The following is a 26,977-nucleotide window of genomic DNA, read 5'->3' on the forward strand; positions in this document are numbered from 1 at the left end:
TCAATAGTGCGCAATTTTGCATGATCAGGAGGGCATCTAGGGTTCCGCTCTATTATGTTAGAGGCCTGGTCCAAGTGGTGCCGCACTGAAAACAGTGTACACCGTGGGGAAAAAAGCCTCATGCGGCAGGTTCTGATTTTTTTATTTCAGACTGCGCTTGAAGGCTTTTCATTTTATCTATCAAATGGGAATAGGGGTGCAATCCGATGGAAGAACAACGTTGGGTGTATATGAATGGAGATTATGTGAAGAAAGAAGAAGCCACGGTGTCCATTTTTGATCATGGCTTTCTATATGGAGATGGCATTTTTGAAGGTATCCGAGCCTATGAGGGAAATGTATTCCGGCTGCGGGATCATCTCAAAAGACTGTATGAATCGGCCCATTCCATTCTCTTGGAAATCCCATACACGATAGAAGAAATGGAAGAGCTAGTTCTACAGGCAGTTCGTAAGAATGACTTGAAAAATGCCTATATCCGGCTTGTTGTCTCGCGTGGAAAAGGAGATCTCTCCTTAAATCCCGCTACGTGTAAAGAGCCACAGGTGATCATTATTGTTGATCAAGTAGCGATGTTTCCTCAGCGAATGTATGATGAAGGGGTATCCATCATGACCGTACCCACACGGCGGAATGTACCGGATGCTTTAAATCCCAAGATCAAATCGCTTAACTATTTGAATAATATTTTGGTGAAGTTAGAAGCTAACCAAGCGGGTGTAGGGGAAGCATTGATGCTAAACCAAGCAGGGTATGTTGCTGAGGGATCGGGCGATAACATTTTTATTATCAAAAAGGGCACTCTCTACACACCTCCAGGCTATATCGGAGCATTAGAGGGGATTACTCGCCAGGCCATTATCGATTTATGTGATCGCCATGGCTATACAGTAAAAGAAGAACCCTTTACCCGCCACGATGTATATGTAGCGGATGAGGTATTCCTCACAGGTACGGCTGCAGAGGTAATCGCCGTGGTAAAAGTAGATGGACGTGTTGTTGGAGACGGGAAACCAGGCCCAATTACTAATCATCTCTTGGAGGAGTTCCGTGGACTGGTTACTGTGGATGGCAGCCAAGCATATCCAGAAGATACGGAAGAACCAAAACTAACGGCTGTAGAGAAGCAGGCTAAGGCTGCAACTGCTGGGCATGCTGGATAAAAGAATTATGATAAAAGACAAGGAGTTGGATATTCTCCTTGTCTTTTTTTATTTAATTGGTTAGTATAAAATAAGATTTTCAGAGTTATTTTAATCGGTGTCTGTTTGGAGTTAAAGGAAATGGGGGGAGAGTGTTGATTATTGCTCCAAAACTAGCTCCAGGAGATGAAGTTCGTGTTGTCGCTCCATCCAGAAGTTTAGGAATTATCGCACAAGATGTACGAGAAATTGCCCGGCATCGTTTAGAGCATCTAGGCTTAAGGGTTACTTTTTCGGATCATGTTGAGGAGATGGATGAATTTCATTCTTCCTCCGTGAGAAGCCGTTTGCAGGATCTACATGAAGCCTTTGCTGATCCGAATGTAAAGGGTATTCTTACAGTGATTGGAGGGTTTAATTCTAATCAACTACTGTCAGGCTTGGATTTTTCGTTGATTCGAAAAAACCCCAAAATTTTTTGTGGCTATTCAGATACCACCGCTTTACAGAATGCCATCTTGGCAAAGGCAGGTGTCGTTACCTATAGTGGTCCTGCTTTTTCTAGCTTTGGTATGAAAAAAGGGTTCGATTACACCCTGGCGTATTTTTGTAAATGTGTCATGGAAACCGCTCCATTTTCGATCGAAGAAGCACCTACTTGGAGTGATGATGAATGGTATCTTGATCAAAAGAATCGTCAATTTGATCCAACGACTGGTTGGCTTTCGCTTTCCCCTGGAGAAGCGCAAGGGAGAATTGTTGGTGGGAACTTATGTACACTAAATCTCCTTTTGGGTACAGAATATATGCCCGATTTGCGCAATACCATCTTATTTTTAGAAGATGATTACCTTTCCAGCCCAGAAATATGGGATCGTAACCTACAAGCGTTACTTCACCAACCCAGTTTTAATAAGGTAAGGGGGGTAGTCATCGGACGATTTCAACGAGAGAGTCAAATGAGCCATGAATTTTTAAAGAAAATCCACAACACAAAGCCTGAACTACACCCTATTCCTGTAGTGGCTAACGTCGACTTTGGCCATACGACCCCTTTCATTACTTACCCCATCGGAGGGGTAGCCCGGTTAACAGTGACCGAAGAGGGTGCTCAAGTCATTATCGATGAGCATTGAGTATAGAAAAGCCATTATTTCTATTAATAAACAATAAAAAATAGTTAACCCTGATTACACGGATCCATTGGAAAAGTGAGTCAGGTGTTAGCTATTTTTTATGTTGTCGAGCTAGGAATATTGTTAATCAGCCATCCACTCTTTTACCAAATGAATGGCGTAATTTTTAGCTTGACTAAAGGTGATGTGAGCAGGCATGGGTGCTTCTCCTGGATCGACAAATACATCCAAAATCACTGGTTTGCTAGCCGAGAATGCTTTAGGTAGGGCTGCGACTAGCTCATCCCGTGTATGTACTGTGATCCCGATTCCCCCACAATCCTCTGCAAAACGAGCAAAGTCTGGGTTGGTAAGATCTGTACCAAATTCTGCATTACCCATACTCTCTTGTTCGTATTTAATCATCGCGATTTTGGCATTGTTCAACACAATGACGACAAGGGGAAGTTGATACTTTACAGCCGTTACAAAGTCCGAGAGCGTCATCGCAAATCCTCCGTCACCCACGACGGCTACAACCTGGCGATCGGGGTAGGCCAATTTGGCCGCGATGGCTCCAGGTAGACCGCAACCCAAGGTAGCCAGCCAGCTCGATGTGATGAATTGTTGCTGCGAAATACGGAAATTTCGTGCCATCCAGACGGTAACATTACCTACATCACAAGAGATGATCGCATTTGGCTCTAGAATATCCTGTAGAAGTACAGGAACAGTCTGGGGGCGCAAAGGTAGAAGCTCTTCCTGACCTTGTTGGGTCATCTTTGCATGCCAGTCCTTCATGCGACTTTGGCATTGTTTGAGAAATTCATCTTCGCCTCTTTCAATTAAACGCTCGTTTAACGTACGCAAAGTGAGTCCAGCATCCCCAGCGAGACCGACATCCACTGGATAACGTTTTCCAATTTGAGCAGGATTGATATCGATCTGGATGGTGTTAACTTTCTTTGGCAGGAAGCCGGTGAAAGGAAAAGAGGTGCCGATCATCAGCAGGGTATCTGCCTCTTTCATTGCATGATAAGCAGGTTTTGTGCCAAGGAGCCCAAGCCCCCCTAGGCAATAGGGGTGGTCATCTGGAATGGCTCCCTTTCCAGGAAGAGAGAGCACAATCGGTGCTTTTTGACTGAGAGCGAAGTTGAGAAGTTCCTCACGGGCACTATGGGTACCGCGTCCCGCCAAAATAACGGTGTTTCCTGGCTTGGCCAACAACTGAACAGCTTGATCCAGATTATGAGGCTCGGCCATCGGAATGCTTTTTACAAGAATAGAATTGGTACGGCGTGCTTCTCGGTTTACCCGAAAGTGAGGGATGTCATCAGGGATGCTCAGATGAGAGACACTATGATGGGTTAACGCCATGCGAATCGCTTGATTAGCCACAACGGGTAATTGTTCAGCAGACATTATGCGCTGATTATAGAGTGCGACGTCATCAAACAGGCGGTCAAGATTAACCTCTTGAAAGAAATCAGTACCAATTAAGTCACTCTCTACTTGCCCTGTAATGGCCAGGACGGGAGCACCATCTAATTTTGCATCATAAAGGCCATTTAAGAGATGGATAGCTCCAGGCCCTGCAATGGCTAAACAGACGCCTAATTTACCTGTCAATTTTGCATAGGCGGCGGCAGCTAAAGCGCCAACTTCTTCGTGTCTGACTTGGATAAAACGGATTTTATCTTGTTTGCGGATAGGTTCCATCAACATATTAATGGAATCGCCGGGCATACCAAAAATGTATTCCACTCCCCAGTCCGTGAGGATTTCGATTAATGCTTCACCGGCTGTTTGTTCAAACATAGTGGTGCCTCCTTGTGAGAAATCTCCTTGATGACTGAATCCAAAAGATCGGGTCATTTTGAGTATGTTCGGATCTATAGAGAAAGATGTGTTATGTATAAAGAAGATCCCGAGTTCGAATCCTATTTTGTAGTAGAGGGGTGCGTGTACATGGGAAAACGGCATATATGGGTGCTGGGGATCGGTTGTTTAATTTTCATTTTTACCACGGTTGCCAATGCACAAGGAGATGGGCAAAAGAAAAACCGCTGGTACTATGAACGACGCGGGGACATTGTATGGGAGGTACCAAAGGCGGGAAAAAAAATTGCCCTTACCTTTGATGATGGCCCACATCCAGTTTATACACGTCGTATCCTAAAAACCTTAAAAAGGCATCATGTGAAAGCCACTTTTTTTGTTGTGGGTAAAAATGTAATAAGAGAACCTCAATTGACGCGCCGGATCCGTAAAGAAGGACACGAGTTAGCCAATCATACGTACAGCCATCCAGGGGTTAGACGTCTTTCTCTTCAAAAATTAAAAGAGGAGATTGAAAAAACACAAGCCGTGGTTTTTAAAAACACAGGTACGAAGACACATTTGATGAGATCACCTGGCGGTTATTATAATGACAAGATCATAAAAGTCGCTAAAAAAACAAAACATCAGATGATTCTCTGGTCCTGGGATCAAGATACACAGGATTACAGAAAGCGGAGTGTGATACGAATTGTCCGGCAGGTAATATCTGGTGCCAGTAATGGGGACATCGTGCTATTCCATGATTCAGAACCGCGGGCGGCGGTGGCGTTGAACTATATTATCCCTATCTTGAAAAAGAAGGGATATCGCTTTGTTTCAGTGTCAGAGTTGCTGCCGTTTAGCAAACATAAAAAATGATGAGATTGAAAAAGGGCTCTGTGGAGGGCCATTTTTTTTGCCCTTTTTTAGAGCTACCCCTTGCATGTGTATTAATAGATGTAATACACTTAGTACACTGAATGGTTGAGTCTGTTGTTCACTGATTGGAGGGAGGAATGTGGATGAACAAGAGATTGGCATCTTACGGTTGGGATTGGATTTTAGCCAACCGTTGTATGAACAAATTGTCGAGCAAATGCGAGGGGCTATTGCTAGGGGGGAAATCGCTTTGGGAGAAAAAATCCCATCCGTACGAGAGTTAGCCCATGGACTAAAAATTAACCCCAATACTGTAATGAGCGCATACAAAGAGTTGGAACGAGATGGGTTGACTGAAACGCGGCGTGGGCAAGGGACGTTTATCACGAGTGCCCAAGAAAAGGTGGATGATTTTCGCTCGGAGTGGGCGGAACAAGTGATTGATGAGTTTTTAGGTAAGATGGAGAACCTGGGTTATACCGTTGACGATATCCAGTTGGTAATCCAGCGCAAGAAGGAGGATAAGGAATGATGGATGTTGTTGTACGTTGTCAGGATGTGAAAAAAACTTTTGGTACCCGTACTGCTTTGCAGGATATAACCGTCAAGATTCCCTCACATCAAGTTGTGGGTATTCTTGGCCCCAATGGTTCAGGGAAATCCTCGTTGTTTCGTTTAATTTTAGGGTTGAATCAGCCAGACAGTGGAGAGATTTCCGTTTTGGGTCGAAAGCCGGGTTGGAACAATAATCACCAGATTGCCTATCTTCCTGATCGTGCTCGCTGGTATGGAGATCATACGGTAGAAGGTGCGTTTCAGTGGGGGATGGATCTTTTACCTGGATTTGATGCCTCAAAAGCAAATGAGTTGGCTGATTGGATGGAGATTGACAAAAAGATGCGTGTCGATGGCATGAGTAAAGGACAGGAAGCTCGTTTAATGCTGATCATGTGTCTCGCCCGGAATGTTCCTTTGATCGTTCTGGATGAACCCTTTACTGGGATCGATACCCCATCACGAGAGCGGATTATTGATGCGTTAATCGACCGTGTTACGGAACGGGAGCAGACCATCTTGATCAGTACCCATGAGATTTATGAGGCGGAAGGTTTGTTTGACTCTGTGTTTTTTATGAACGAAGGACGAGTTGAGTTAAGTGGGCCAGCAGAAGAGTTACGTGCCAAACATGGCTCGATGGTTGAACTAGTAGGAAAAATGTCTCATGGAGGTAGAGGGCGGTGACTACTTTACGGTTACTCATTAAAAATGAATTGAGATCGAAGACACGGCATAGAGAAAGAAGTGGAAGTACTTCTATGCCAAAGAAGTGGATAACGATCTATGGTGCCCTTGCGTTGGTCATTGTTGCTGGCATTGCTACGTACCTAGGGATTCAAGGAGAGACGAAATTTAAAGAAATTTGGTATTTCAACTGGGGAATGCTATTTTGGGCTACAGCAAGAGCTGGAAAAAGTGTTCAGAAGGAATGGGACAATGAGACCGCTGGTTGGTGGCTTTCCCTTCCATATTCCAGAGGAACGTTGTTGACGGCAAAATTTTTCGTTAATTTGATCCGCTGGGTAAAAACATCAGCAGTGATTTATATCGCTTTGTTTATTTTCATCCTATATGTCATGGCTTTAGAAGGAAAGGGGAGTGAAATATTCGACGTCTTGGTAAAAGGGGGACAGTGGTACGTCCTCTTTATCAGTTTGAGTCCCTTCGCTATAGGGGTGGGAATCTTGAATTGGGTAATACGTAAGTCTATGTTTCGTCCTATGTTTCCTCTCCTATGGATCCTTTCACTCATTGTGATCAATATACTTGCCTGGCTGTTCCTAACGGCTTCACTTACAGGGGGAGAGATGTTGGGGATTATTGCAGTCAGTTGGATCGTTACACTGGGGGTGGTTCGCCTTGCTACCCATATTCTGGATCAACACGCTGTCTTATAAGTGTTTGGAGAACGAAAGGAGGATAAATCATGGAAGAAGCATTGGTAATTGATCATCTCCAAAAATCCTACGATCAAAAACAGGCACTACAGGGAGTAACTTTCTCGGTAAAATCAGGCACTTGTTTTGGTTTGTTAGGTCCCAATGGAGCAGGGAAGTCCACAACGATGAAAATTCTTACCGGAATCATTGAGGCTGATAGAGGGAGCGTCCATATGTTAGGGATCGATGCTTCCGAGAAGGGAAAAGGTTTACGTCAGCGGGTAGGGTATGTTCCCCAGTCGATCACCTTATATGAAAAGCTAAGTGCCTATGACAACCTGAAGTTTTTTGGTGAAATGTATGGGGTTCGTGGTAAGAAACTTCAACAGCGAATCAAGGAAGTGTTAGAACAAATCGGCTTGAAGGATCGTAGTAAGGATGCAGTAGAAACCTTCTCTGGTGGAATGAAACGTCGTGTCAATATTGCAGCGGCCCTCCTGCACAAGCCAGAGGTATTAATCCTGGATGAACCTACTGTAGGGATCGATCCCCAATCGCGAAATCATATTTTCGATATGATTAGAATGTTGAAAAAAGAAGGGGTTACACTGATCTACTCGACTCATTACATGGAAGAGGTAGAGGCGCTCTGTGATGATATCGCCATCATCGACCATGGAAAGATCATCGCCCAGGGGCATTTGCATGAGCTGTTAGAAGAGTATAGTCAGCGGGCGATTTATGTTGAGGCACCCACACTGAAAGAACCGCCTACTTCTCCAGGAGCGATCCGTACGTACCCGCAAGGGGAAGGATGGATGATTGAAACTGAAAAGCTGAAGGAGACCATGCTCTATTTCTTAAATTCCGATGTCGGTGCTAAGGTGACTCGATTGGAAATTGTTCGCCCTTCACTGGAAAGTGTGTTTTTATCGCTAACAGGTACTCAGCTACGGGACTAGGTAGGGGTGGTAGGAGAAACGAAGGAGGCGTTGATTGGTGTTTAGCATCATTATAAAAGAGTTGAAAATCCTTGTACGAGAAAAGGGAAGTTTCTTTTTTCTCCTCATTATGCCAATGCTTTTTATCGTCCTATTTGGTTCCGTTTTTGGGAATGAAAGTAGTACAGTCACAGTGAACTACATGGATCAAGATGGTTCAAAGGCATCCAAAGCCTTTATCCGTCAGGTTGATAAAGTAGACGGCTTCAAAGTGGATAAGACGAAATCTACTTCACTGGAACAGCAGGTAAAGGAAATCAAAAAAGGAAAGTTATCATCCTTGCTCGTGATTCCGAAAGGCTTTGGCGAAAAAGTGCAGTCGGGTAAATCCCCAGTGAATGTAAAGTTCTATCGGGATTCATCCTCTGAAGATTCCGTTTCCCCGATTCGAGCTGTATTGGCGAACATCTCAAATGGTTATCATGATCGCAAACTCTCTGCTGAATTGATGGCAGTAGAAAAAGATGCTACGAAAGTGAAAAAAATGATGGCATCTCCCCTGCAAATTCGCGATATTGAGGAGAATGGGAAAGTGGGCAGTCCAATGGCTCAATTTGTACCCGGTTATACAGTGATGTTTGTCTTTTATATCATGATAACCATGGTACGGCGCTTTTTCCGCGAACGAGAGTCAGGAATGATCGCTCGTCTACGTAGTACACCGATGAAGCCACTCAATTATCTCATCGGGATGTGGGTACCAGCACTCATCATGGTGTTGATTCAATGTACGGTCCTGCTCACATTTGGACACGTGGTATATGACCTAAATCTTGGGGACAGTCTTGCCATTGCGGCGATTGTATTCTGCCTCGCAATTTGTGGAACCGGTCTTGGTCTCGCACTATCCTTGTTCGTACGGGGCGAAAACCAGGGATTGGCCTTTACTCAATTGATAGCATTGGGTGGGGCAGTGATCGGTGGTCTATGGTTTCCCTTTGATTTATTACCATCCTTTGCTCAGGTGATCGGACGCTTTACACCACAGTACTGGGCACAAAAAGGCTTCCAAGATGTTATGATTCGAGGGGCTCACCTTGGAGATGTGGAGCAAACGTTAGGATTCCTCTTGATTATTGGTGTGGCGGGATTGTTACTTGCTTTGGTCCAATTTAATCGCTTTCTGCGTTCAGCGACAAGTTAAGGAGATCGATTCGTCGTTTAATGAGGGTTACTCACAATAAAAAGAACTCCCCTTGGAATTTTTGATCCAAGGGGAGTTCTTTTAGTGGGTCAGATGAACGTTATTTTTCTAACCATTCGGTGTGGAAGGTACCTTCCTTGTCTACCCGTTGATAGGTATGAGCACCAAAATAGTCTCGCTGGGCCTGAAGGAGATTGGCAGGAAGTCGCTCTAAACGATAACTATCATAATAGGCGAGGGCACTCGACATTCCAGGAACAGGAATACCGCTATGCACAGCAAGGGCGACCACTTTGCGCCAGGAGGCCTGGTAGTTGTCCACGATTTCTTGGAAGTAAGGATCTAACAAGAGATTGGCGAGATTGGGATCCTTGTCGTATGCATTCTTGATGTTTTGGAGGAAGCGAGCACGAATAATACATCCACCACGGAAGATCATCGAGATCTTACCATAATCAAGATCCCAGCCATACTCTTCACTAGCTACTTTCATTTGAGCGAACCCTTGGGCATAAGAGCAGATTTTACTGGTATAAAGCGTTTGTCGGATGGCTTCAATCCACTTTTTCTTATCTTCAGTGGAAATGCCAGCTTCCGGACCATTTAAGATTTGAGATGCTTTTTGCCGCTCTTCCTTCATAGCGGAGAGGAAACGAGAAAAGACTGATTGGGTGATGATGGAGAGGGGAACGCCTAAGTCAAGAGCACTTTGGCTTGTCCATTTTCCTGTTCCTTTTTGTCCTGCAGTGTCCAAGATAAGGTCGACAAGCGCTTCCCCGGTCTCTTCATCTTTTTTAGTAAAAATGTTGGCGGTGATTTCGATGAGGTAGCTATCTAATTCGCCTTGGTTCCATTCCTTAAATGTATCCGCAAGTTCTTCATTGGTAAGACCCAAACCATCTTTCATCAAATGATAAGCCTCTGCTATCAGTTGCATATCGCCGTATTCAATTCCGTTGTGCACCATTTTTACATAGTGTCCAGCGCCATCAGGACCGATATAGGTAGTGCAGGGCTCCCCATTAACCTTGGCTGCGATAGCCGTTAGGATAGGCTCCACCAGTTGATAAGCACTTTCCTGCCCACCAGGCATGATGGAAGGTCCTTTGAGTGCTCCTTCTTCTCCCCCGGAAACTCCTGCACCGATAAAGCGAATACCAGCTTCTTCTAACTCGCGATTGCGCCGGCGAGTATCTTCAAAAAAAGCATTACCGCCATCGATAAGGATATCCCCTTTATCAAGTAGAGGGGTAAGGCTAGCGATAGTATTATCCGTAGGCTCTCCAGCTTTCACCATGAGAAGGATACGGCGAGGAGATTCTAGTGAGTTGACGAATTCTTCGAGACTAGTTGCGCCAACTAGATTTTTTCCTTGTGCTTCTTGGAGAAGTTCTTCTGTTTTATCAGGGGTGCGGTTATAGACTGCTACGGAGAAGCCGCGACTCTCGATATTGAGTGCAAGATTTTTCCCCATAACGGCAAGGCCAATAACTCCGATCTGTTGTTTTGACAAAAGTGCTCATCCCTTTCTGCGTCGTTACTAATTAGAGTAAACCAATAAAACGATATTCTCTTAATATATTCCCCTAGAAGGAAAGGGTCAATCGTTTATGGTTGAACAAGATAATGTGTAATGATTCATACTATTTTTTAATCTCATCCAATATGGAAGCGATCCCTTGGAGATAAATCCTTTGATTTGTCCAGTAGCCTGTATGGGCGTACCCCCAGGAAAAACCATTATCTACTTTTATATTTTTGACATGGGTGTAGGTATCTAGAGGACCTGAGATTGGATCTTTTGGGTCCCAATAATTTTCCCAGGGCATGTTTTCTAGTAGGGGATGAATCATGGGCTCGGCATGGACATACGGGGGGAAAGAGAGAGAGGGAGCTAGTTGGCGATAGGAGAGAAGATTGTCCACCATCCAACGTTTGATATAGGCACTTGCAGGAGTTTGGTCCCTGAGAAAAAAGGCCACTTTATCGAGGGGAGAGCCAAAAGTGATCAATTTGGTAAAAGCCTTGTGATGTTCAGTAAATAGCGGGTCGGTCTTAATAGCAAGGTGGATGCGATTAAGCACATCATAGGTGATGATACTGCCTAGAGAGTGGCCAATTAGGATAAGGTGCTCACAGTTATCTTTCAAAAGGCAACGAACTTTATCAATGGCTCCGTCTAGTATCTTTAAACGGGTCGCGTACTGTTGTAGACGTTTATCTGTGGTGGTATAGGTTGCAACATCGCCGAGATAGTCGACAACCAATTGTTCAGGTTTACTCATGGCTAGACGGATCCATGGGTCAAGCCAGCGAGGAAGGCGCTGGTATGACAATGGTAGCGTTCCTAAGCGCTCAGTGACTCCCCCAACTTTTTTTAGATATAGCGAATCTGTTTTTTGGGTTTGTTGGCTCCATTCGTATTGGATAGCTAATTCTTGATGAGTTTGATAAAATTGGCGGGCGCCTGAAGAAGCCCGAAGTAACCATTGAAACGTCTCTTTGAAGGAAATCGAACGTTGGCTGGTAGGAGCCCAGTAGTATTCGTGAATATTGATCTGCGTAGGAGTAGGGTTGGAGCATTCCAATCGTATAAAATTTTCTGTTTCAGGCTTTCCTGGACGATGGCAATGCTTGAGATGAATGGATGCTCCCGTATGTTGGTGTAAAGCGTGGATCAAGTTTCTGGTAAACAGATCAAGGGTCTCAAATTCTTGTTGCTGGCCAATACCATGGATAATCAAAAGGGTAAGGTTTTGTGTTCTGCTCATCCTCTTCCTCCTTGATAACCTCCAGGTAACAGCATATCAAGGTGTAGGTTGACGGGGGAATGAGTGTAAAGTGGAGGTGCCTAATTTATATATATTCAGCGTTAATTAAATAACTTCCCCCTGTAGACTGGTAAGGACCCTACTGAGATAGAAAAAGCCTGAGGTATTTAAGGGAAGGAGGATTTAAGGGGAAACAGAAGGAAATTATATTAGGGAGGTAAAGGGAGGGGGTTGATGTAGAACTGCTCAAAGGACGATTGCTTCGTATTAATCAACCAAAACCTTCCATTGATAAACTGTGCACTCTTCCGTATAATCATACGAGCATTTGCGGCCTTGAAAGCAAAGCGATTATTTGATGCCTATGAATTGATGGATTGCTATTGTAGAAAAGGAGCACTACTTTTATGCAGAATAAAGAACATAATAAATTAAGGCGAGAATTGCATTCCCGTCATTTGACAATGATTGCTATCGGTGGTGCTATTGGTACAGGGATTTTTCTAGCGAGTGGTGGCTCGATCAGTGAAGCTGGTCCAGGTGGAGCTCTAGTGGCTTACATGGCTGTTGGCTTAATGGTTTATTTCCTAATGACAAGCCTTGGAGAAATGTCTGCCTTTATGCCAGATACAGGATCATTTAGCACCTATACTACACGCTTTGTTGATCCTGCTCTCGGGTTCGCCATGGGGTGGAATTATTGGTATAGCTGGGCGATTACTCTTGCTGCGGATTTGTCTGCATCGACGTTGGTAATGAAATATTGGTTTCCTGATAGCCCATCGTTCCTTTGGAGCGGGTTGTTTCTTGCTTTATTGTTTGCGCTTAACTTTCTCTCGGTAAAAGGGTTTGGCGAAGCTGAGTACTGGTTTGCCCTCGTCAAGGTAGGGGCCGTGGTTATCTTCCTCGTTGTTGGTGTATTAATGATTTTTGGTGTAATGGGTGGCGAAGCGATTGGATTTAAAAACTGGTCCATCGGGGATGCTCCCTTCCATAACGGCTGGACAGCAGCGATTGCAGTCTTTATCGTAGCTGGGTTCTCCTTTCAAGGAACAGAAATGATTGGGGTAGCAGCTGGAGAAAGTAAAAACCCAAGAAAAACCATTCCTAAGGCGATGCGCCAAGTGTTCTGGCGGATCTTACTCTTCTATGTGTTTGCGATCCTAGTGATTGGTCTCATCATTCCTTATACCAATCCTAAGCTGGTAAACGACGACCTAGGCAACATCGCAGTAAGTCCCTTTACCATCGTTTTTAGCAAAGCGGGATTAGCCTTTGCTGCTGCTGTGATGAATGCAGTAATCCTAACGGCCGTACTCTCTGCAGGAAACTCTGGGATGTACGCTTCGACTCGGATGCTATGGCATATGGCAAAGGAGGGACATGCTCCTCGGTTCTTTTCCTATATCAATAAGCGAGGAATTCCAGTCTACGCTTTGATCGCTACCGCGATTGTAGGAATGTTTGCCTTCCTGGCATCGATTTTTGGTGATGGAACGGTCTATGTTTGGTTATTAAATGCCTCCGGTCTTTCTGGATTTATCATCTGGTTAAGTATAGCAATCAGTCATTATCGTTTTCGTAGAGCGTATATTGCCCAAGGAAAAGATTTAGCAGATCTTCCCTACAAGGCAAAATGGTTTCCTTTTGGTCCACTCTTCGCCTTTGCCCTCTGTTTATTTGTTATTGCTGGCCAAAACTATACTGCCTTTACAGGAGATAACATTGATTGGTATGGGATGTTGGTTTCCTATATTGGAATACCCCTATTTCTCATTCTGTGGCTTGGCTATAAATGGGTGAAGAAAACGAAGGTGATACCTCTGACAGAATGTAAATTTGATACCGATCCAATTGATTGATACACGATAATAAAAAAAAGAAGAGCCCAGGCTCTTTCCGTTGTTGGTCGCCATAGGGCGGCCTTTTTTATGGAGTTAGGAGATCCCCTTCGATCTTCATGCGATCCGGTTTAACTGAGTTTGGCAGGTGGACTACGCGAGAAAGAAGAGATTCAAGCAGCCATTAGCCGGGCGGAGGCCCAGTTGGCATTGGCAACAGAAGAACAGATGTAAGCCAGTGCCACAGTAGCCATCGAACATATTTTGTATGACTTTCACCATGCATTTGAGGTGACGATGCAAAACCGATCCGGCATCACCCGTCTCTCCTCAGGAATCGAGGATCTAGATTGTATGACGGCCGGTTTTCAAGAGCAAAATTTGGTGGTGTTAGCGGGTCGGCCATCGATGGGGAAAACCGCCTTTGCCCTGCACCTGGCCCAGCATATTTTCCAACGAAGGGGAACAGCACCCCACCTTATTCTGCTCCCTCGAAATGTCCAAGAAAGACCTTGCCTGCCGCCTCATTGGTAGCGTTGATTTTGAAAATATGCGGACCGGCCTGCTTAACGAGGATGAGTACCAACAATACACCATGGCCTTATCGATCCTCGGAGATGCCAATCTAGTGATGGATGATCAGGCAGGGGTAACCGTTTCGGAAATCAAGGCGAAGCACGGCGGATGAAGCGAGAACGAGGGCTCTCTTGTATCAACATCGACTACCTGGGGCTCATCGGTGGTGAGAGACGGATGGACCGTTACGAACTGGTATCCGATAATATCCGTCAATTAAAGGACCTAGCCAAAGAGTTTCAAATCCCTGTGATCGTCCTGGCCCAGCTTTCTCGAAAGGTAGAGGAACGCCAAAATAAGCGGCCCATCCTATCCGATCTAAGAGAAAGCGGGGAAATCGAACAGACCGCGGATCTGGTTTTGTTTTTGTACCGAGACGAGTATTACAACCCACATAGCGAGAAGAAACGTATCGCCGAACTCATCATCGCCAAACAGCGAAATGGCCCGGTGGGAACCGTGGAGATGGTGTTCATGAAAGAGTATGGGAGTTTCTTGTCGATGACAAAAAGGTGATGGTTCAGTAGATAAACATGGGGTGATGACAAGGTGATTCGAATTGAGGTTCCCGGTATTCCTCCCAGTCTGAATCAAATGCGCAACACCCATCATTTTCAATGGAACCGCCTCAAGAAGGAATGGGCTCAGATCATCTTCTTGGTAGCGGCCAGGAACAAGCCTGCTACACCCTTGGATCAAGCGATTGTCACCTTGACTTATCATTTTAGAGATCGGCGGCGACGCGATCCGGATAACTACTCAGGGAAGTTCATTCTGGACCTGCTAGTGGAACTGGGTTTCATGGTGGACGATTCCTTTGATCATATCGAGCTTAGGCATCGACAGGGGAAGGTCGATTCGAAGAATCCGAGGGTAGTGATTTGGATAGAAGAGACAGGATGATGATTGAACTGAAGCTACGCGGGAGGGTTAGGGTTTTGCCAAGGTGCTCGATGTGCGAGAAGCTGATTACATGGGCGGAGGTTGAAGGAGAGGACTCAGCGATAGGGATCGTACTCCATGTTGGGATGAAGCGTTGGATAAGACTCTGAAGGAGTGATTCTGATGGTGGATCTGATAAAGGAGTACAAAGAAACTCTACGACGAGTTCGCAGGCAAAAGGATGCGGAAGAGGACTCTTCAACCCGTAAGTTGCTAGGGGGAATGATTGGGGATCTTGAATATGCCATAGAGTGGATGACAACAGGCCGGAGACCGGGAAATCGTAGAGGAATAGAACGGCGAGCAGCATACCAACGAGAACGCCCCATTGATCCGATCCACTTTCAGAGATATGCGATGCGGTCCGCGTTTTACAAAGAGGATGTTCAGGAAATTATTGAATGGGAAAAATGGCGAATCGAAGATGCTTTGTCAGGTCTGACGAAGCTGGGACGAGAAGTGTACATGATGAAGGTAGGACAGGGATTTACACTTGGGCAGGTAGCAGGATTTATGGGAGTTAGCAAGAGTTCAGTTCAGGTAATGATGAAAAGGGCGGAGCAAAAGATGGCTAGACAAACAGAGACCAGTCTATTCCTTGTCGGTCTCTGTTTGTGTAATACGTGCTATATAATATGTTATTATAGATATAGATCATAATTATAGAGGTGATAAATATGAAAAAGAGAAGTGAAACTTATAATTTGAAAATGTATATTGAAAATTTTTTATCCATAGAGTTGATTATGGGGAGTATTATTGTTCTTTGGTATGTTCTTGCTTATTATTGCAAAGTAGGTATTCTTGCTTATTATAATATACCCTCAAATTTTATTAATGTTGAATTAAAAATGTTATTCGTTCCGGAACTCGGTTACTTTACTTATTTGGGTGTGTGTGTAATTTTATTTATATTTTCTTACACCACATTACTTTTACCCTTTAATAACATTAAAATTAAATCGAGTTGGAAAATGAAAGTGTTGAAATCGATTGTTAGTATAATAGTATATGTATTGTTGCCCCCGTATTTTTTAAGTATGTCAACTAATGATCATGATCAATTTATGAAATATTATATAATATTTTTAATTATAGTCATTTCTTCATTTCTATATTTATATTTCTCTAATTATATATTGCACTTTATTTACTATTTATTCAAACACAGAAAGAGAAGCTTGAAATATAAAAGCATTAAATCGTTAGTAAAATCAAGACATACGAAAGAGGCTTTGATTGAAACAAGTAGTGCTACTATTGTTTTTATTAAGTACACTGGATTGTTTGTTTTTTATACATGTTTACTTTGTACATCAGCCTATTTATATGGATATAATTATTTATCTTCATCTGAAAGTGAACATTATATAGTAGAAAGTCCGGATAAATATAAAAATAGATTAGTTGTCGATAGTTATAATAATTCGTATATTACATTGCCCATTAAGAAAAAAGAAAATATTCTTACTGTTGAATCAGAAATTAAGTTAATTAAACAAGAAGATGCAAAAATTAAGTTAGTAAAAACCGGGAAAATCGAAGTTGACACCAGATTAAAAAGTGTATTAAAAGAATAAATAACATACAAAGAGAAAAAAGAAAAGTAAAACGATTGAATTTTCACGACCTTACCCGCAAAAGAGTTCTTCTTTGACAGATTTCATGTATACATCATCTTTGGTATATGTTCTTATCATTTCATAATAACTGACTTCGTGGAGATTTGTAGATACGAATGCCAACTAATAGTGAGGGAACCAATGCCCCTTACACTTGGGTGCGACTCTCCTGTGCCCTTATTTTTATCGTTGTGCTGTCAAGGGTGGCTTTTTTATTTTTTAACTTTTATTTTGCCGATATCTTTGTAGATAAGTTTTATTTTATCCTCAGATATTTGTTGTTTTGATACAAGCGTATATTCAGGAGAAATAGTTACTTTTTTATTTTTCAATTCACTATCACTTACCTTTGCAACCAAATAGTAATCCTTATATGGTGCAACAGCTATTCCAATTAAATCACTTGAGTTTTTATTCTTTGCATTACAAGGGGATGGTATTTTTTTATATTTTTCGCATTTAAAGCTCTCGTCATTGGGATTTTCCTTATATAAAATAAGATAATTAATTCTTTCCTTGGTAACTTTATCAGCCAATGCAACTGATGTAAATAAGCTATACACAAAAATAAATAGTACTAATATTAGACGCTTCTGAGTTTGAGTTGGAGATGCGAAAGATTTTATATTTTTCAAGGTCTTAATGAAATAAAATTCATATAACCACTTAACCCCAAAATATTTACCTGTATTTCTTATTTTTCTATATAATACTAACATCGATATTATAAAAAACGAAGGTATGAACAAGAGAAAGGGCAGAGACAAAATATATAAATTAATTAAAAAGAACGGAGGGCTAATAGATAAAGAGGAAATAAATAAAATTGTTATGAAGCAAATAATGTTAATTTTAGTATAGTTTCTTCTTATGAAGTTATCATTAGAATTTCTATGGTTAATGATCAGCACAAATATAAGAAATGACATTAAGGGGGAATTAAAAAACATGTCTATACAATTATTTATCGTTTGAGAAGTGCTAAATAAAATATATTCACTTCCAATTCCATAGTATGATTTATAAGAATTTTCATAAACAAACGCACAACAGTAAATAATAGTGGAAATAATAGCAAGTAAAATAACATCACCAAATAATACCTGAGTATAGTTAATACGTTCTTCTTCATGGTTATTTCTATAATCAACCAATATTAATTCCCTCCTTGTATTTGAATAATATTCACCTTTATTATATAATAATATCAATTATTTTGTCTATATATAAAAATACCAGTGATTTTGATTAGCTCAATCCAGGTAAAAACAGTTGAAAAGTGGATTTCATGAGCCATGAGGAGAAAGGATTTACTAGTATAATCGAACCTATGTTCTTATATAATAGATCTAGGGGTTGATAATATTTGGTAAAGTAAATTCATCTTTCCGGAGCATGAGAAACGTCTTATTGATTCTTAGCAAGAAGCTATTAGGTTTAAGCCACCGATCTTAGCGGAGGATGCTTTAGAGGAGATTAACCGGAAAATCTTTGAGGCAATGAAAGAAGAGCGACCCATTGAAATTGTGACGGCTGAAACATTCGGCTCAGTAAGGTGTGTGGATTTGTTTCCAAAGTGCATTGTTATGAGAGGTGGATAAAAATTGAAAATGGATCTATTACCCGGGATTTAATGGATGAAATCATTGGAGCTGAGTGGCCGATTGAGGATTAAAGGAAAGAGAGCAGGATGTGTATTTAAATGTAAAATAGTCCTTTTAGTCTATATCTGCTTCAGGCTTAGAAAGATAAAATATAACCACCAACTTATTCTTAGGAAATAGAGAGGTGGTTATTTGCGTTTTTTTAAGTCCCTTTGGAACGTTTTCCGCAACAATAAAGGTGCAGAGACGGTTGAATATGTCATTATCGTGTGTGTTGCGGTAGCGATAGGCGGTGCATTTGTTTCTGCGGTCAAAAGTGAACCCGTGCAGTGTAAATTGATTCAAACCATTGAAAAATCGTTGCCCACGATGACCTATAGCGGGGATAAGAAATGTGGAGAGTTGGCATCGGAAGGTTCAAAAAAGGAGAGCCCGGACAAAGGTAAGAAACCCAAGCCTGCCGCAGATGATGGGGGTAGCTGGCTCGATAAGTTGAAAGATAAAGTGTCCGATGGATACGATAAAGTGAAGCAAGGTGCTCAATACGTTTGGGACAAGACGAAAAAGGGTGCCAGCTACGCATGGGATAAGACGAAGGAGTATGCCGGCGATGCCTGGGATTGGGCGAAGGAACATAAAGAGGAGATAGCAGCGGCGGCGGTAGTTGCCACAGGGGTTGTTCTTCTCTTCGTACCGGGTGGTCAAGGAGCTGGGGTCGCCATTCTCGCAGGAGCTGGGATTAGCGGCGGGATTTCCTATGCGATGGGAAGCGACGCCAAAACCATAGCTCGAGATATTGCAATCGGTGGTGTCTCTGGTGCGGTTGGTGGTGCTACTTCATCTATCATTCGAGCAGGAGGGCGAATGATTGGCCGCCGAGGAGCTGGTATACTACTAGGAGATGCGGCGGGTGGAGCCGCTGGGGTCTCTGCCGATGATGCGCTAAGAGGTAAGAAATTTAGTTGGCGTCGAGCGGCCGGGGGTGCAGTACTTGGTATAGCGGTCACTGTGGGCATGCACGTTGTGCCGAGTTCACCTGCCCCAGTGATGGGAATCACTCCAAAAGCTGGCGTTGAAGCGGCAGCCAAACAGGCAACTAGAAGTGAAATCGCTGAAATTGTAGGCCGAAAAGAAGCGAGCAAATATAAGCCAATTGAATACAGTGGGAAAGTAAGAGTGGGTGGGCAACCTCATGATGTAAGTAGACGTGTGTACCAGAGAAATGATATTGATTGGAATCGAGTTGACCCCAAATCTGGCCTTACTAACACACAGTTAGTTCAGAAAGGAAATGCCCCTTATGGAAATGATGGAAAGTTGATTAATCTACATCACTTGACCCAAAAAGAACCGGGGGCTATGGTTGAAATAGAGGGATCAGTACATCAAAAGTACACGAAAGTCCTTCATGGCTTAGTTGATGATGGGAATAGCTTTAGAAATAACCCAGTGTTGGAAAAACAGTACGATAATTTTAGAAAACAGTATTGGAAGAGAAGGTATAAGGGATTGAATTTAGAGTAGATATACTTCTTGGAGGGTTGAGTGATGAGCCAACAGGAAATAATTATTCAGATGATGCAGGAATATGGGCGTACCGGGTTCCATACAGGACCTGTTTCAGAAAATAGAATTGAGCAAATAGAAAAGAGTTTGAATCTTGAGCTACCTGAGAGTTATAAATGGTTTGTTAGGAATTATGGATATGGCGGGATTGAAGGGGTAGTGATTGAAGGAGTTGCTAAAACAGAAGTCCCTACTACTGTGGAGGCTACAGAGGACTATAGGAAGTACGGATTGCCAAAGTCGTATGTAGTTATACAAAACTTAGGGGAATACATGTGGTGTTTAGACACAGGAAATATGAAAAACGGAGAATGTCCTGTAGTCAATTGGTCTCAAGTAGGTGGTTTAGGTAAACTTAATTATGAGAGCTTCTATTCTTATTTAATTGATCGTTTTCAGGAATCCATTGATAACCTAGACGATGATGATGGAATTTGATTGTTGTGAAGAGCATCCTACCGGGGTGCTTTTTTGTATGCAAGGAGAAATGAAACAAGGGGTAAGGTAGAAGGTAAGTTGATCAATTTGTCTGTATGAATTTCCGGATACGAAATCAACCTATCGATGGATCAAATTGATAAGCATTTCAGGCTCATCTTTGGTATACTATTACTTAGGGCGAATATTACTGGTACCGAAATAAAATGTGATAAATCGGAGTGATCAACTATGTCTACGATTAACCGTCAAATCTATTTCATGGAACGCCCTCATGGGACCCCTGATGAGAATACCTTTGAATTGCGTTCATCGGATATACCTGAACCAGGTCCTGGAGAGGTCCTCCTACGGACGGTGTATTTGTCAGTAGATCCCTATATGCGTGGGAGAATGAGTGATCAAAAATCCTATGTCGCTGCACCCTTTGAGCTTAATGAGGTATTAAGCGGAGGCGCTGTAGGCCAGGTAGAGATTTCGAATGATGATCGTTTTCAAGCAGGGGATCTGGTCTTAGGGGATCTGGTCTTAGGGAATCTTGGCTGGCAGGATTATTCGGTAGTGAAGGCAGATCAACTAAACAAGATCGATGCCAATTTAGCATCTCCCTCTGCCTATCTCGGTGTACTTGGTATGCCTGGGTTGACTGCTTACTTTGGTTTGTTAGATATTGGGCAACCACAAGCAGGTGAAACCGTTGTCGTATCGGGTGCAGCGGGTGCAGTAGGTACAATTGTTGGTCAGATTGCTAAAATTAAAGGCGCTCGCGTCGTGGGGATCGCTGGTTCGGGGGAGAAGGTTCGTTATTTGAAGGAAGAGTTAGGCTTTGACGCCGTCATTAATTATAAAACGGAAAACGTACAAAAGGCGTTAGAAAAAGCTTGTCCTAATGGTGTAGACGTCTATTTTGATAATGTGGGCGGCGAAATTTCGGATGCGGTTGCTACGCTTTTCAACAAATTTGCTCGCATTCCCATCTGTGGTCAAATCTCGTTGTATAATCTAAAAAATCCAGAGCATGGGCCACGTGTGCAGACAAGTCTACTGATCAATAGTGCGTTGATGAAAGGGTTTATCGTCGCTGATTACCAGTCTCGTTTCCCAGAAGGTGTAAAACAACTGGGTGAGTGGGTAGCTCAAGGGAAAATTGTATTCCAAGAGAATATTGTTGAAGGGCTTGAAAATACTCCACAGGCGTTCCTTGGTTTATTTAAAGGGGAAAACCTAGGGAAACAATTAGTAAAAGTATCGGATGTCCAATAATTTATTGCCATGCCAAGAAAGCCTCCGCTTCCAAGCGGAGGCTTTCTTGCATGGCAATAGGTCAAGTTCAGGTCAGGATATAGAAGGGAGAAGAAGCACTCCTATGCTCAACAAATTAGCTCATGTATGTATTGTGGTAAGAGACTATGATGAAGCGATCCAATGGTATACCGAGAAGCTGGAACTGGAACTACGAAGCGATAATCCCTTCGGTAATGGATATCGTTGGGTCACATTAGGTGCCCGCCATCACACCAGGATACTGAGATTGTTTTTTATCAACCAGGGCCTAGGGAAGAAGATAGCCGAATGGCACGTTTAGGACAGATATCGAAGTGGGTTTTTGGGACCGATGATTGTCGTGGAGATGTGGAATTATTACGTTCACGGGGGGTAAAGATCGTGGATGGTCCATCTGATCTTCCCTGGGGAGTTCAAGCAATGTTTGAGGACCTCTATGGCAATACCTTTGTGATGGTAGAAGGAAAAGAGATGCAGGGATGATAAAAAAACTTTCCGAGGCATGCTCGGAAAGTTTTTTAAATAACGCAGGTTTTTTTGTCTATGCAGGACTCTCCTTGTAGAGATTAGGTGGTTTTCCAGGGTGAATCATATCAGACCAGGAAGAGAGAATCCGGTGAAAGGCGTTTTTGGCTGCTAAAGAGTGTGCTGTCATATAGATAAAGCTGTGCACTAGGCCTTTGAAGTGATGAAAGGTGACAGGGACACCTGCATCTGCCAGCAATGTGGCATATGCTCTCCCTTCGTCTCGTAAGGGATCGAACTCTGCAGTGGCGATGAGGGCTGGTGGGAGGAGAGAAGCATCAGAGATTAGAAGAGGCGAAGCATATGGTTCAAAACCGTGGGATGGATGTTCTAGGTAGTGATTCCAAAACCACATCATGCGTTCTCGGGTGAGATTAGGACTTGGATTTTCTATATAGGAAGGTGTATCAAAGTTATAGTTGGTTACAGGTGTGATGAGAAGTTGGCTGTGTAGAGAAATGCCCTTAGCATCACGAGCAAGAATAGCAACAACTGCAGCTAAATTAGCTCCAGCGCTCTCCCCACCAACAGAGATACGCGTCGCGTCCCCACCTAATTGGGTGGCATGGTTAAAGGTCCACTGTACGGCATCTAACGCATCTTCTACTGGCTGGGGGTAGGGGTGTTCTGGTGCTAGCCGATAATCAACGGATATTACGATGGAACGAGAATGGCTGGCGATCAATAAACAAATATTTTCTGAACTATCTAGGTCTCCGAGTACCCATCCTCCTCCATGGTAATAGATTAGGATTGGAAAAGGTCCGGCTCCGCTAGGTGTGTAGATTCGTAGAGAGAGATCTGCCTGCGCACGAGAAAGGGTGTGTTGCGTGACTCGTACTCCCTCGACAGGTACATGGGAAAAAATTCGGATCCATTTTTTATAAAAAAATCGAGAATGATTAGGGGTTAATTCATGCAATGGCGGGTGCTTCAACTTTTCTAAATGTGAATAGGTGATGGCTAACAAGTCTTTCACTTCAGGATCGATAGCCATCACCGTTCTCCTTTGTGGAATCATAGATGGTAATCTCTTGCCATTGCGTAAATTCTTCGCGTTTACATATCATCAATGTGGCTCTTTTATGAGGCATGGTGATTCGAGAGTGAACTTTAAACCCAACCTCTTTCAGTGCAGGGACGATAATGCGATTACGAGAATCAGGTTCGACGACAAAGGTGTTGACAGGCTCCGTTTGAAGGGTGTAGTTTATTATCCCTCTTACGATTGGAACGATGGTTGAAGGATCAATATGGGACCTATCACCGATTACGATATGACCACCTATATCAGTAGGTTCATAATCATAGTAGTCTCGAATGATATCATGAGCGACCCTATATCGCATTAAATAGCTAATGGGAGTCTCTCCAGAGAAAATTATGTAATGATCACGATGAGGTCTTGCCAATGATTTCGAAAGATATTCTTCAAATTCTTCTAAAGAAACCTTCAATTTCCAAAAGGGTGAAATGTGAGGAGCGCACATCCACTTATGTAGGGTGTGTAGGTGTTCTTTATAGGAAAAAGAACGATAAGTGAGGGTCGTATTCAATTCAGGGCTATCGAATTGGAAGATAACATGAGAGTCTTGTTGTTCCTCTAGTCTATACTCCATCAGTGAAACCCCTTTCAAAAGTGAGCGGGATATCTCTGATTATAATTTAATTGAAAATGATTCTCAATATCATTGATTAAATCATTTCAAAAAATTACCGTGCCCGGAGAAAGAGGGGCACGGTAAAGATGATCGGTACGATACAGAGTAGGAACATTGGCGAATAGCCGAGCCACTCTACGATCAGGCCGGCTAGGATCGAACCTAGACCAATCCCTAGATCAAAGGCAGCGAAGAAGGTTCCATTAGCGCGTCCCTTTGCATCATTGGAAGCGCGTTGGATTGTCCAAGCTTGCAGCGAAGGGTGAACAGAGCCAAAGCCCAAACCGTACAAAATAGCGGAAAATAACAATCCCTTTAAATCTTGAGTGAAGGAAATGAGAATAAGGGAGAGCGTCATGAAACATAGTCCGCTGATCATGCCCAACAGGGGCCCTTTTCGATCAAAGAGCTTTCCTGACCATAGACGGCTGCAGACCATGGCTAGGGCATACACCGTAAAAAATAAACCGATGTTAGAGATTTTACGGTCTGCTGCAAAGAGAGGCAAATAGGTAGAGATGGCTCCCAGGGTGAGCGTAGAACAGAGTACCATCAGCGACGGTAGGCCTGTACCTTTTGGGATAAAAGATTCACGGGCTTTCCTTTCAAGTAGCTGTGCTGGAGAAATAGAGGATACAGGTGGGTATTTAATTTTTTGGGCAGCCGTCCAGGCAATGGCTACGAGACAGGTGGAAATGAAGAAGAGTACAGTAAAAGAGTAGTTCTCGATTATCCATAGTCCAAAAAAAGGACCAAAAGCACCGCTAATCAAGGTGAATAAACCATAGTAACCCATTCCTTCACCTTGACGATGAGACGGGATAAGGTCTGTAGCTACGGTTCCAGCAGTGGTAGTAACGGCTCCCCAGGCAAGCCCATGGATTGCACGAAGAATAAGTAAGGGCCAGATGGCTGTCATGCCAAGATAGCTTACTGTTGTGACGAGGAAGACAAGTAGACTAATTAGATAGATATCTCGTCTGCCCCGCAGATCTACCCAACGTCCGATCCAAGGTCGACTGATAACAGCGGCGAGGGTGAAAACCCCAATCACAAGCCCTACCACATCTTGTCGTCCGCCCACTTCACGTACAAAAAGCGGGAGAGTAGGCAAAAGTAGTTGGAAAGTAAAAAAGACGAGGGCATTGGATATACAGATCAGGATAAAGTTACGGGACAAAAAGGGTGTGGAAGAGGCTCCGATTAGGGTCGATCTCATGGCGATCACTCCTTAGACACGGTAAAGAGGTTGCCCGTACCGAAGGATACGGGCAGTGGGGATGATTTAAATTTATACCTGGGAAGCCTGTCCTACCTGGGCAAGAATATTGTTTACCGTGCCATGTTCCGAAGCATGGGGCCGGTCTCCATCATTACCATAGCCGTAGTCTAGCATCCGGTTACGGTTGAGGCAGAGTTTAGTAAATTGATCTTGCAGTAAATCAAAGAGCTCAAAGCGTTCCTTTTCCTCAGGAAAACGTGCTTGATAATCGAGGATCGTCTTACGTACTTGGGACCAGAAGGTGGTTTCGGCCAACCCTTCATGTTCTTCCAAGATGCCCGATAGATAACGGAAATGGCAGATGAAAAGTCCAGTAAAAATGAATTGACATAACCCTTCTGGTGGCTCACTTCGCAATACTTCCTTTAGGTCGGCAGGGATATTGGCTAACTCAGGAAGGGGCTGGTCGCTGACGTTGACATCATCGACGAAATCTTTCACAGCAAGACGATGAGGAATCGAGTCCTTCAGTATCAGAATGGTGTTTTGTCCATGGGGGGAGAAGACAACCCCATAGCGATATAGAAAGCGGAGAAGAGGAGGGAGGATCACATCGTTTAGACGTTTCACCCACTCTTCTGCAGGGAGGCCAGAGCGTTCGATCAATTTGCTGACCAGCGGTTTGCCGTTGTAGTCGATATGAAGGAGTGCTGCAAGGGTAATTGGTTTTTCTCCTTCATCTAGGTAAGTGTGAACACTCTCTCGCCAAATTGCCCCTAGCATTTCAAGGTAATGATAAGGAACGCCTGGAAGATCAGTGAAGTAGGGGTGATCGTAGTTGAGGCTAGCGATTTCCCCTGGGAGTACGACCCGGCATTCATCGCGCAGGAAATCATCCTTTGCGTAGATGCCTTTGATATATTCGGTGATCTTTGGAGCGAGAACGGTGCGTTCTCCTGGAAGTCCACGGTAAACAAGGGTATTAAGGATGCTCATTGGCAACTTTACATGGTGCTTTTCTTTGTTACTGACATTGACGAAGGTTCGAACTGATTGTTGAGGAAGATACCAATCATCGCTCTGACCAAGAGGGATGATGTTTCGTGTAGCTATCTCCTCAGCAAATAGAGGGACAAGGATTTGGGTCCATTGCCATTCATGGATTGGCATGAAGAGGTAGTCACCAGGATCCACGTTTTCCCCCTGAAGGCGCTTGTTAAAGCCTTCTACCATGTTATCGCCTAATTCTTGGCGAATCAGGGTATCGAAGTCTACCGATTGGATGGTGTGTAGGTCGGTATGTTCCTGATGGATAGCAATCCAGCTGATCTGAATGGCTTGTTGATTCTCTGGTGCATACTTCAGATAATCATCATAACTAAAGCCAATGCGCCCTTTGTTATAAGTAATCCATGGATGACCGTCCATTTCCCCTTCAAGTTCAGCGTAGTCTCGATCAACGGCATCGATGGTGGTGGTCCGTTTCTTTTCAAGGATGTGTGCATCAGCAATCAAGGTATTGTGATACTCACGAATGAGGTGAGCAGTTGTTTCAGAAGACATGGGCACAGTTCCTTGCATGTCTAAAAGGAAGCGAATGGGATTCGTAGCAGGGGAGAGAGTGCCCTTTTCTTCCCGTTGAATGGTATCGGAAAAGACACGGTAGCTATCAAAGATTCCCCGTTCCTTGGCCTTATAGGTGTAACGAATGCCGTTTTTCAGTTCGAGGGAGTAGAGGTTGCTGTCTCCCTTAGCTTCGATGAGCTTAGGGAAGATAATCTCTTCATACATAAATTCCTCGAGCATTTTGGTCAATAATTGGCGGGAGACCGTTTCCCAGGCAGCTGGATTCAGGATTGTGGAGAGTTCTTGGTTTTTCATCATAG

The 26,977-nt window shown here is 43.4% G+C and carries 24 protein-coding genes and 2 pseudogenes; 18 read left to right on the forward strand and 8 right to left on the reverse strand.

What is annotated here, in order from left to right:
- Window positions 1-206 precede the first annotated feature (206 nt).
- Window positions 207-1,163, forward strand: a complete 957-nt coding sequence (gene ilvE, locus BLV90_RS02665; protein ID WP_091735767.1) for a branched-chain-amino-acid transaminase — start codon at window positions 207-209, stop codon at window positions 1,161-1,163.
- Window positions 1,164-1,300: 137 nt separating this feature from the next.
- A complete protein-coding gene (locus tag BLV90_RS02670) occupies window positions 1,301-2,278 on the forward strand; it encodes a S66 family peptidase (RefSeq protein WP_091736250.1) in 978 nt (325 codons plus the stop codon).
- A gap of 123 nt (window positions 2,279-2,401) precedes the next feature.
- On the opposite strand, the gene BLV90_RS02675 is transcribed toward BLV90_RS02670, so the two are convergent.
- Complete coding sequence (locus tag BLV90_RS02675; RefSeq protein ID WP_091735771.1) at window positions 2,402-4,075, reverse strand: pyruvate oxidase; 1,674 nt, start codon at window positions 4,073-4,075, stop codon at window positions 2,402-2,404.
- Between the two features lie 150 nt (window positions 4,076-4,225).
- Between BLV90_RS02675 and BLV90_RS02680 the strand changes: the two genes are divergently transcribed.
- The 6 genes from BLV90_RS02680 to BLV90_RS02705 all read left to right on the forward strand — a co-directional run bounded on the left by BLV90_RS02680 (window position 4,226) and on the right by BLV90_RS02705 (window position 9,039).
- Complete coding sequence (locus BLV90_RS02680) at window positions 4,226-4,957, forward strand: polysaccharide deacetylase family protein (RefSeq protein ID WP_091735775.1); 732 nt, start codon at window positions 4,226-4,228, stop codon at window positions 4,955-4,957.
- A 139-nt stretch (window positions 4,958-5,096) separates the two neighbouring features.
- Window positions 5,097-5,489: a GntR family transcriptional regulator gene (locus tag BLV90_RS02685; RefSeq protein ID WP_091735778.1), complete on the forward strand. Its 393-nt coding sequence runs from the start codon at window positions 5,097-5,099 to the stop codon at window positions 5,487-5,489.
- Complete coding sequence (locus BLV90_RS02690; protein WP_091735781.1) at window positions 5,486-6,199, forward strand: ABC transporter ATP-binding protein; 714 nt, start codon at window positions 5,486-5,488, stop codon at window positions 6,197-6,199. Before BLV90_RS02685 ends, BLV90_RS02690 begins: the two co-directional genes overlap by 4 nt.
- Entirely contained in the window at window positions 6,196-6,912 is a 717-nt protein-coding gene (locus BLV90_RS02695) for an ABC transporter permease (RefSeq protein ID WP_091735784.1), read from the forward strand. Before BLV90_RS02690 ends, BLV90_RS02695 begins: the two co-directional genes overlap by 4 nt.
- Before the next feature lie 29 nt (window positions 6,913-6,941).
- Entirely contained in the window at window positions 6,942-7,856 is a 915-nt protein-coding gene (locus BLV90_RS02700; RefSeq protein WP_091735787.1) for an ABC transporter ATP-binding protein, read from the forward strand.
- Between the two features lie 37 nt (window positions 7,857-7,893).
- Window positions 7,894-9,039 (forward strand): ABC transporter permease, encoded by a 1,146-nt coding sequence (locus tag BLV90_RS02705; RefSeq protein WP_245726225.1) that lies wholly within the window; start codon window positions 7,894-7,896, stop codon window positions 9,037-9,039.
- Window positions 9,040-9,139: 100 nt separating this feature from the next.
- Here BLV90_RS02705 and gndA read toward each other — a convergent pair whose 3' ends face one another.
- Both gndA and BLV90_RS02715 read right to left on the reverse strand, forming a co-directional pair.
- The gene (gene gndA / locus BLV90_RS02710; protein ID WP_091735794.1) at window positions 9,140-10,552 is read right to left on the reverse strand and encodes an NADP-dependent phosphogluconate dehydrogenase; all 1,413 of its coding nucleotides are present in this window, start codon (window positions 10,550-10,552) and stop codon (window positions 9,140-9,142) included.
- A 130-nt stretch (window positions 10,553-10,682) separates the two neighbouring features.
- Window positions 10,683-11,810: an alpha/beta hydrolase family protein gene (locus BLV90_RS02715; RefSeq protein ID WP_091735797.1), complete on the reverse strand. Its 1,128-nt coding sequence runs from the start codon at window positions 11,808-11,810 to the stop codon at window positions 10,683-10,685.
- Between the two features lie 407 nt (window positions 11,811-12,217).
- On the opposite strand from BLV90_RS02715, the gene BLV90_RS02720 reads away from it, so the two are divergent.
- From BLV90_RS02720 to BLV90_RS02750, 6 genes and pseudogenes are all read left to right on the forward strand, one after another.
- Window positions 12,218-13,672: an amino acid permease gene (locus BLV90_RS02720; protein ID WP_091735800.1), complete on the forward strand. Its 1,455-nt coding sequence runs from the start codon at window positions 12,218-12,220 to the stop codon at window positions 13,670-13,672.
- 276 nt (window positions 13,673-13,948) lie between these two features.
- Window positions 13,949-14,185: a DnaB-like helicase C-terminal domain-containing protein gene (locus tag BLV90_RS16625; RefSeq protein ID WP_091735803.1), complete on the forward strand. Its 237-nt coding sequence runs from the start codon at window positions 13,949-13,951 to the stop codon at window positions 14,183-14,185.
- Window positions 14,148-14,743 (forward strand): annotated as a pseudogene (locus tag BLV90_RS16470) (DnaB-like helicase C-terminal domain-containing protein). Before BLV90_RS16625 ends, BLV90_RS16470 begins: the two are co-directional and overlap by 38 nt.
- A gap of 33 nt (window positions 14,744-14,776) precedes the next feature.
- Window positions 14,777-15,130 (forward strand): RusA family crossover junction endodeoxyribonuclease, encoded by a 354-nt coding sequence (locus BLV90_RS02740; protein ID WP_091735812.1) that lies wholly within the window; start codon window positions 14,777-14,779, stop codon window positions 15,128-15,130.
- 162 nt (window positions 15,131-15,292) lie between these two features.
- Window positions 15,293-15,829, forward strand: a complete 537-nt coding sequence (locus tag BLV90_RS02745) for a sigma factor-like helix-turn-helix DNA-binding protein (RefSeq protein ID WP_091735814.1) — start codon at window positions 15,293-15,295, stop codon at window positions 15,827-15,829.
- Between the two features lie 17 nt (window positions 15,830-15,846).
- Window positions 15,847-16,749, forward strand: coding sequence for a hypothetical protein (locus BLV90_RS02750; protein ID WP_091735817.1), 903 nt, complete (start codon window positions 15,847-15,849; stop codon window positions 16,747-16,749).
- A gap of 254 nt (window positions 16,750-17,003) precedes the next feature.
- Here the strand turns inward: BLV90_RS02750 and BLV90_RS02755 are convergent, their stop codons facing one another.
- Window positions 17,004-17,945, reverse strand: coding sequence for a 6TM ABC transporter family protein (locus BLV90_RS02755; protein ID WP_091735820.1), 942 nt, complete (start codon window positions 17,943-17,945; stop codon window positions 17,004-17,006).
- Window positions 17,946-18,587: 642 nt separating this feature from the next.
- On the opposite strand from BLV90_RS02755, the gene BLV90_RS02760 reads away from it, so the two are divergent.
- The 4 genes and pseudogenes from BLV90_RS02760 (at window position 18,588) to BLV90_RS16745 (ending at window position 22,166) form a co-directional block, all read left to right on the forward strand.
- Window positions 18,588-19,919 (forward strand): HNH/ENDO VII family nuclease, encoded by a 1,332-nt coding sequence (locus BLV90_RS02760; protein ID WP_143034981.1) that lies wholly within the window; start codon window positions 18,588-18,590, stop codon window positions 19,917-19,919.
- A gap of 24 nt (window positions 19,920-19,943) precedes the next feature.
- A complete protein-coding gene (locus BLV90_RS02765) occupies window positions 19,944-20,399 on the forward strand; it encodes an SMI1/KNR4 family protein (protein ID WP_091735823.1) in 456 nt (151 codons plus the stop codon).
- 231 nt (window positions 20,400-20,630) lie between these two features.
- Window positions 20,631-21,662: an NADP-dependent oxidoreductase gene (locus BLV90_RS02770; protein WP_091735826.1), complete on the forward strand. Its 1,032-nt coding sequence runs from the start codon at window positions 20,631-20,633 to the stop codon at window positions 21,660-21,662.
- Between the two features lie 103 nt (window positions 21,663-21,765).
- A pseudogene (locus BLV90_RS16745) lies at window positions 21,766-22,166 on the forward strand (VOC family protein).
- A 58-nt stretch (window positions 22,167-22,224) separates the two neighbouring features.
- Here BLV90_RS16745 and BLV90_RS02785 read toward each other — a convergent pair.
- The 4 genes from BLV90_RS02785 to BLV90_RS02800 all read right to left on the reverse strand — a co-directional run bounded on the left by BLV90_RS02785 (window position 22,225) and on the right by BLV90_RS02800 (window position 26,975).
- Window positions 22,225-23,205 (reverse strand): alpha/beta hydrolase, encoded by a 981-nt coding sequence (locus tag BLV90_RS02785; protein WP_177167863.1) that lies wholly within the window; start codon window positions 23,203-23,205, stop codon window positions 22,225-22,227.
- A complete protein-coding gene (locus BLV90_RS02790) occupies window positions 23,189-23,827 on the reverse strand; it encodes a GNAT family N-acetyltransferase (RefSeq protein ID WP_091735838.1) in 639 nt (212 codons plus the stop codon). The genes BLV90_RS02785 and BLV90_RS02790 overlap by 17 nt, the downstream gene beginning before the upstream one ends.
- A gap of 94 nt (window positions 23,828-23,921) precedes the next feature.
- Entirely contained in the window at window positions 23,922-25,088 is a 1,167-nt protein-coding gene (locus BLV90_RS02795) for an MFS transporter (RefSeq protein WP_091735841.1), read from the reverse strand.
- A 72-nt stretch (window positions 25,089-25,160) separates the two neighbouring features.
- On the reverse strand, window positions 25,161-26,975 hold the full coding sequence (locus BLV90_RS02800; RefSeq protein WP_091735844.1) for an IucA/IucC family protein: 1,815 nt from the start codon (window positions 26,973-26,975) through the stop codon (window positions 25,161-25,163).
- Window positions 26,976-26,977: the final 2 nt, after the last annotated feature.

Origin of the sequence: Marininema mesophilum, from assembly GCF_900106775.1 — a bacterium.
Taxonomy (GTDB): Bacteria; Bacillota; Bacilli; order Thermoactinomycetales; family DSM-45169; genus Marininema; species Marininema mesophilum.

What these genes read in the sequence shown, in the direction of transcription:
- ilvE (WP_091735767.1), top strand. Translation starts at nt 207, where the DNA reads ATGGAAGAACAACGTTGGGTGTATATGAATGGAGATTATGTGAAGAAA.
- BLV90_RS02675 (WP_091735771.1), bottom strand. Translation starts at nt 4,075, where the DNA reads ATGTTTGAACAAACAGCCGGTGAAGCATTAATCGAAATCCTCACGGAC.
- BLV90_RS02680 (WP_091735775.1), top strand. Translation starts at nt 4,226, where the DNA reads ATGGGAAAACGGCATATATGGGTGCTGGGGATCGGTTGTTTAATTTTC.
- BLV90_RS02690 (WP_091735781.1), top strand. Translation starts at nt 5,486, where the DNA reads ATGATGGATGTTGTTGTACGTTGTCAGGATGTGAAAAAAACTTTTGGT.
- BLV90_RS02700 (WP_091735787.1), top strand. Translation starts at nt 6,942, where the DNA reads ATGGAAGAAGCATTGGTAATTGATCATCTCCAAAAATCCTACGATCAA.
- BLV90_RS02715 (WP_091735797.1), bottom strand. Translation starts at nt 11,810, where the DNA reads ATGAGCAGAACACAAAACCTTACCCTTTTGATTATCCATGGTATTGGC.
- BLV90_RS02720 (WP_091735800.1), top strand. Translation starts at nt 12,218, where the DNA reads ATGCAGAATAAAGAACATAATAAATTAAGGCGAGAATTGCATTCCCGT.
- BLV90_RS16625 (WP_091735803.1), top strand. Translation starts at nt 13,949, where the DNA reads ATGCAAAACCGATCCGGCATCACCCGTCTCTCCTCAGGAATCGAGGAT.
- BLV90_RS02745 (WP_091735814.1), top strand. Translation starts at nt 15,293, where the DNA reads ATGGTGGATCTGATAAAGGAGTACAAAGAAACTCTACGACGAGTTCGC.
- BLV90_RS02750 (WP_091735817.1), top strand. Translation starts at nt 15,847, where the DNA reads ATGAAAAAGAGAAGTGAAACTTATAATTTGAAAATGTATATTGAAAAT.
- BLV90_RS02765 (WP_091735823.1), top strand. Translation starts at nt 19,944, where the DNA reads ATGAGCCAACAGGAAATAATTATTCAGATGATGCAGGAATATGGGCGT.
- BLV90_RS02770 (WP_091735826.1), top strand. Translation starts at nt 20,631, where the DNA reads ATGTCTACGATTAACCGTCAAATCTATTTCATGGAACGCCCTCATGGG.
- BLV90_RS02785 (WP_177167863.1), bottom strand. Translation starts at nt 23,205, where the DNA reads ATGGCTATCGATCCTGAAGTGAAAGACTTGTTAGCCATCACCTATTCA.
- BLV90_RS02790 (WP_091735838.1), bottom strand. Translation starts at nt 23,827, where the DNA reads ATGGAGTATAGACTAGAGGAACAACAAGACTCTCATGTTATCTTCCAA.
- BLV90_RS02795 (WP_091735841.1), bottom strand. Translation starts at nt 25,088, where the DNA reads ATGAGATCGACCCTAATCGGAGCCTCTTCCACACCCTTTTTGTCCCGT.
- BLV90_RS02800 (WP_091735844.1), bottom strand. Translation starts at nt 26,975, where the DNA reads ATGATGAAAAACCAAGAACTCTCCACAATCCTGAATCCAGCTGCCTGG.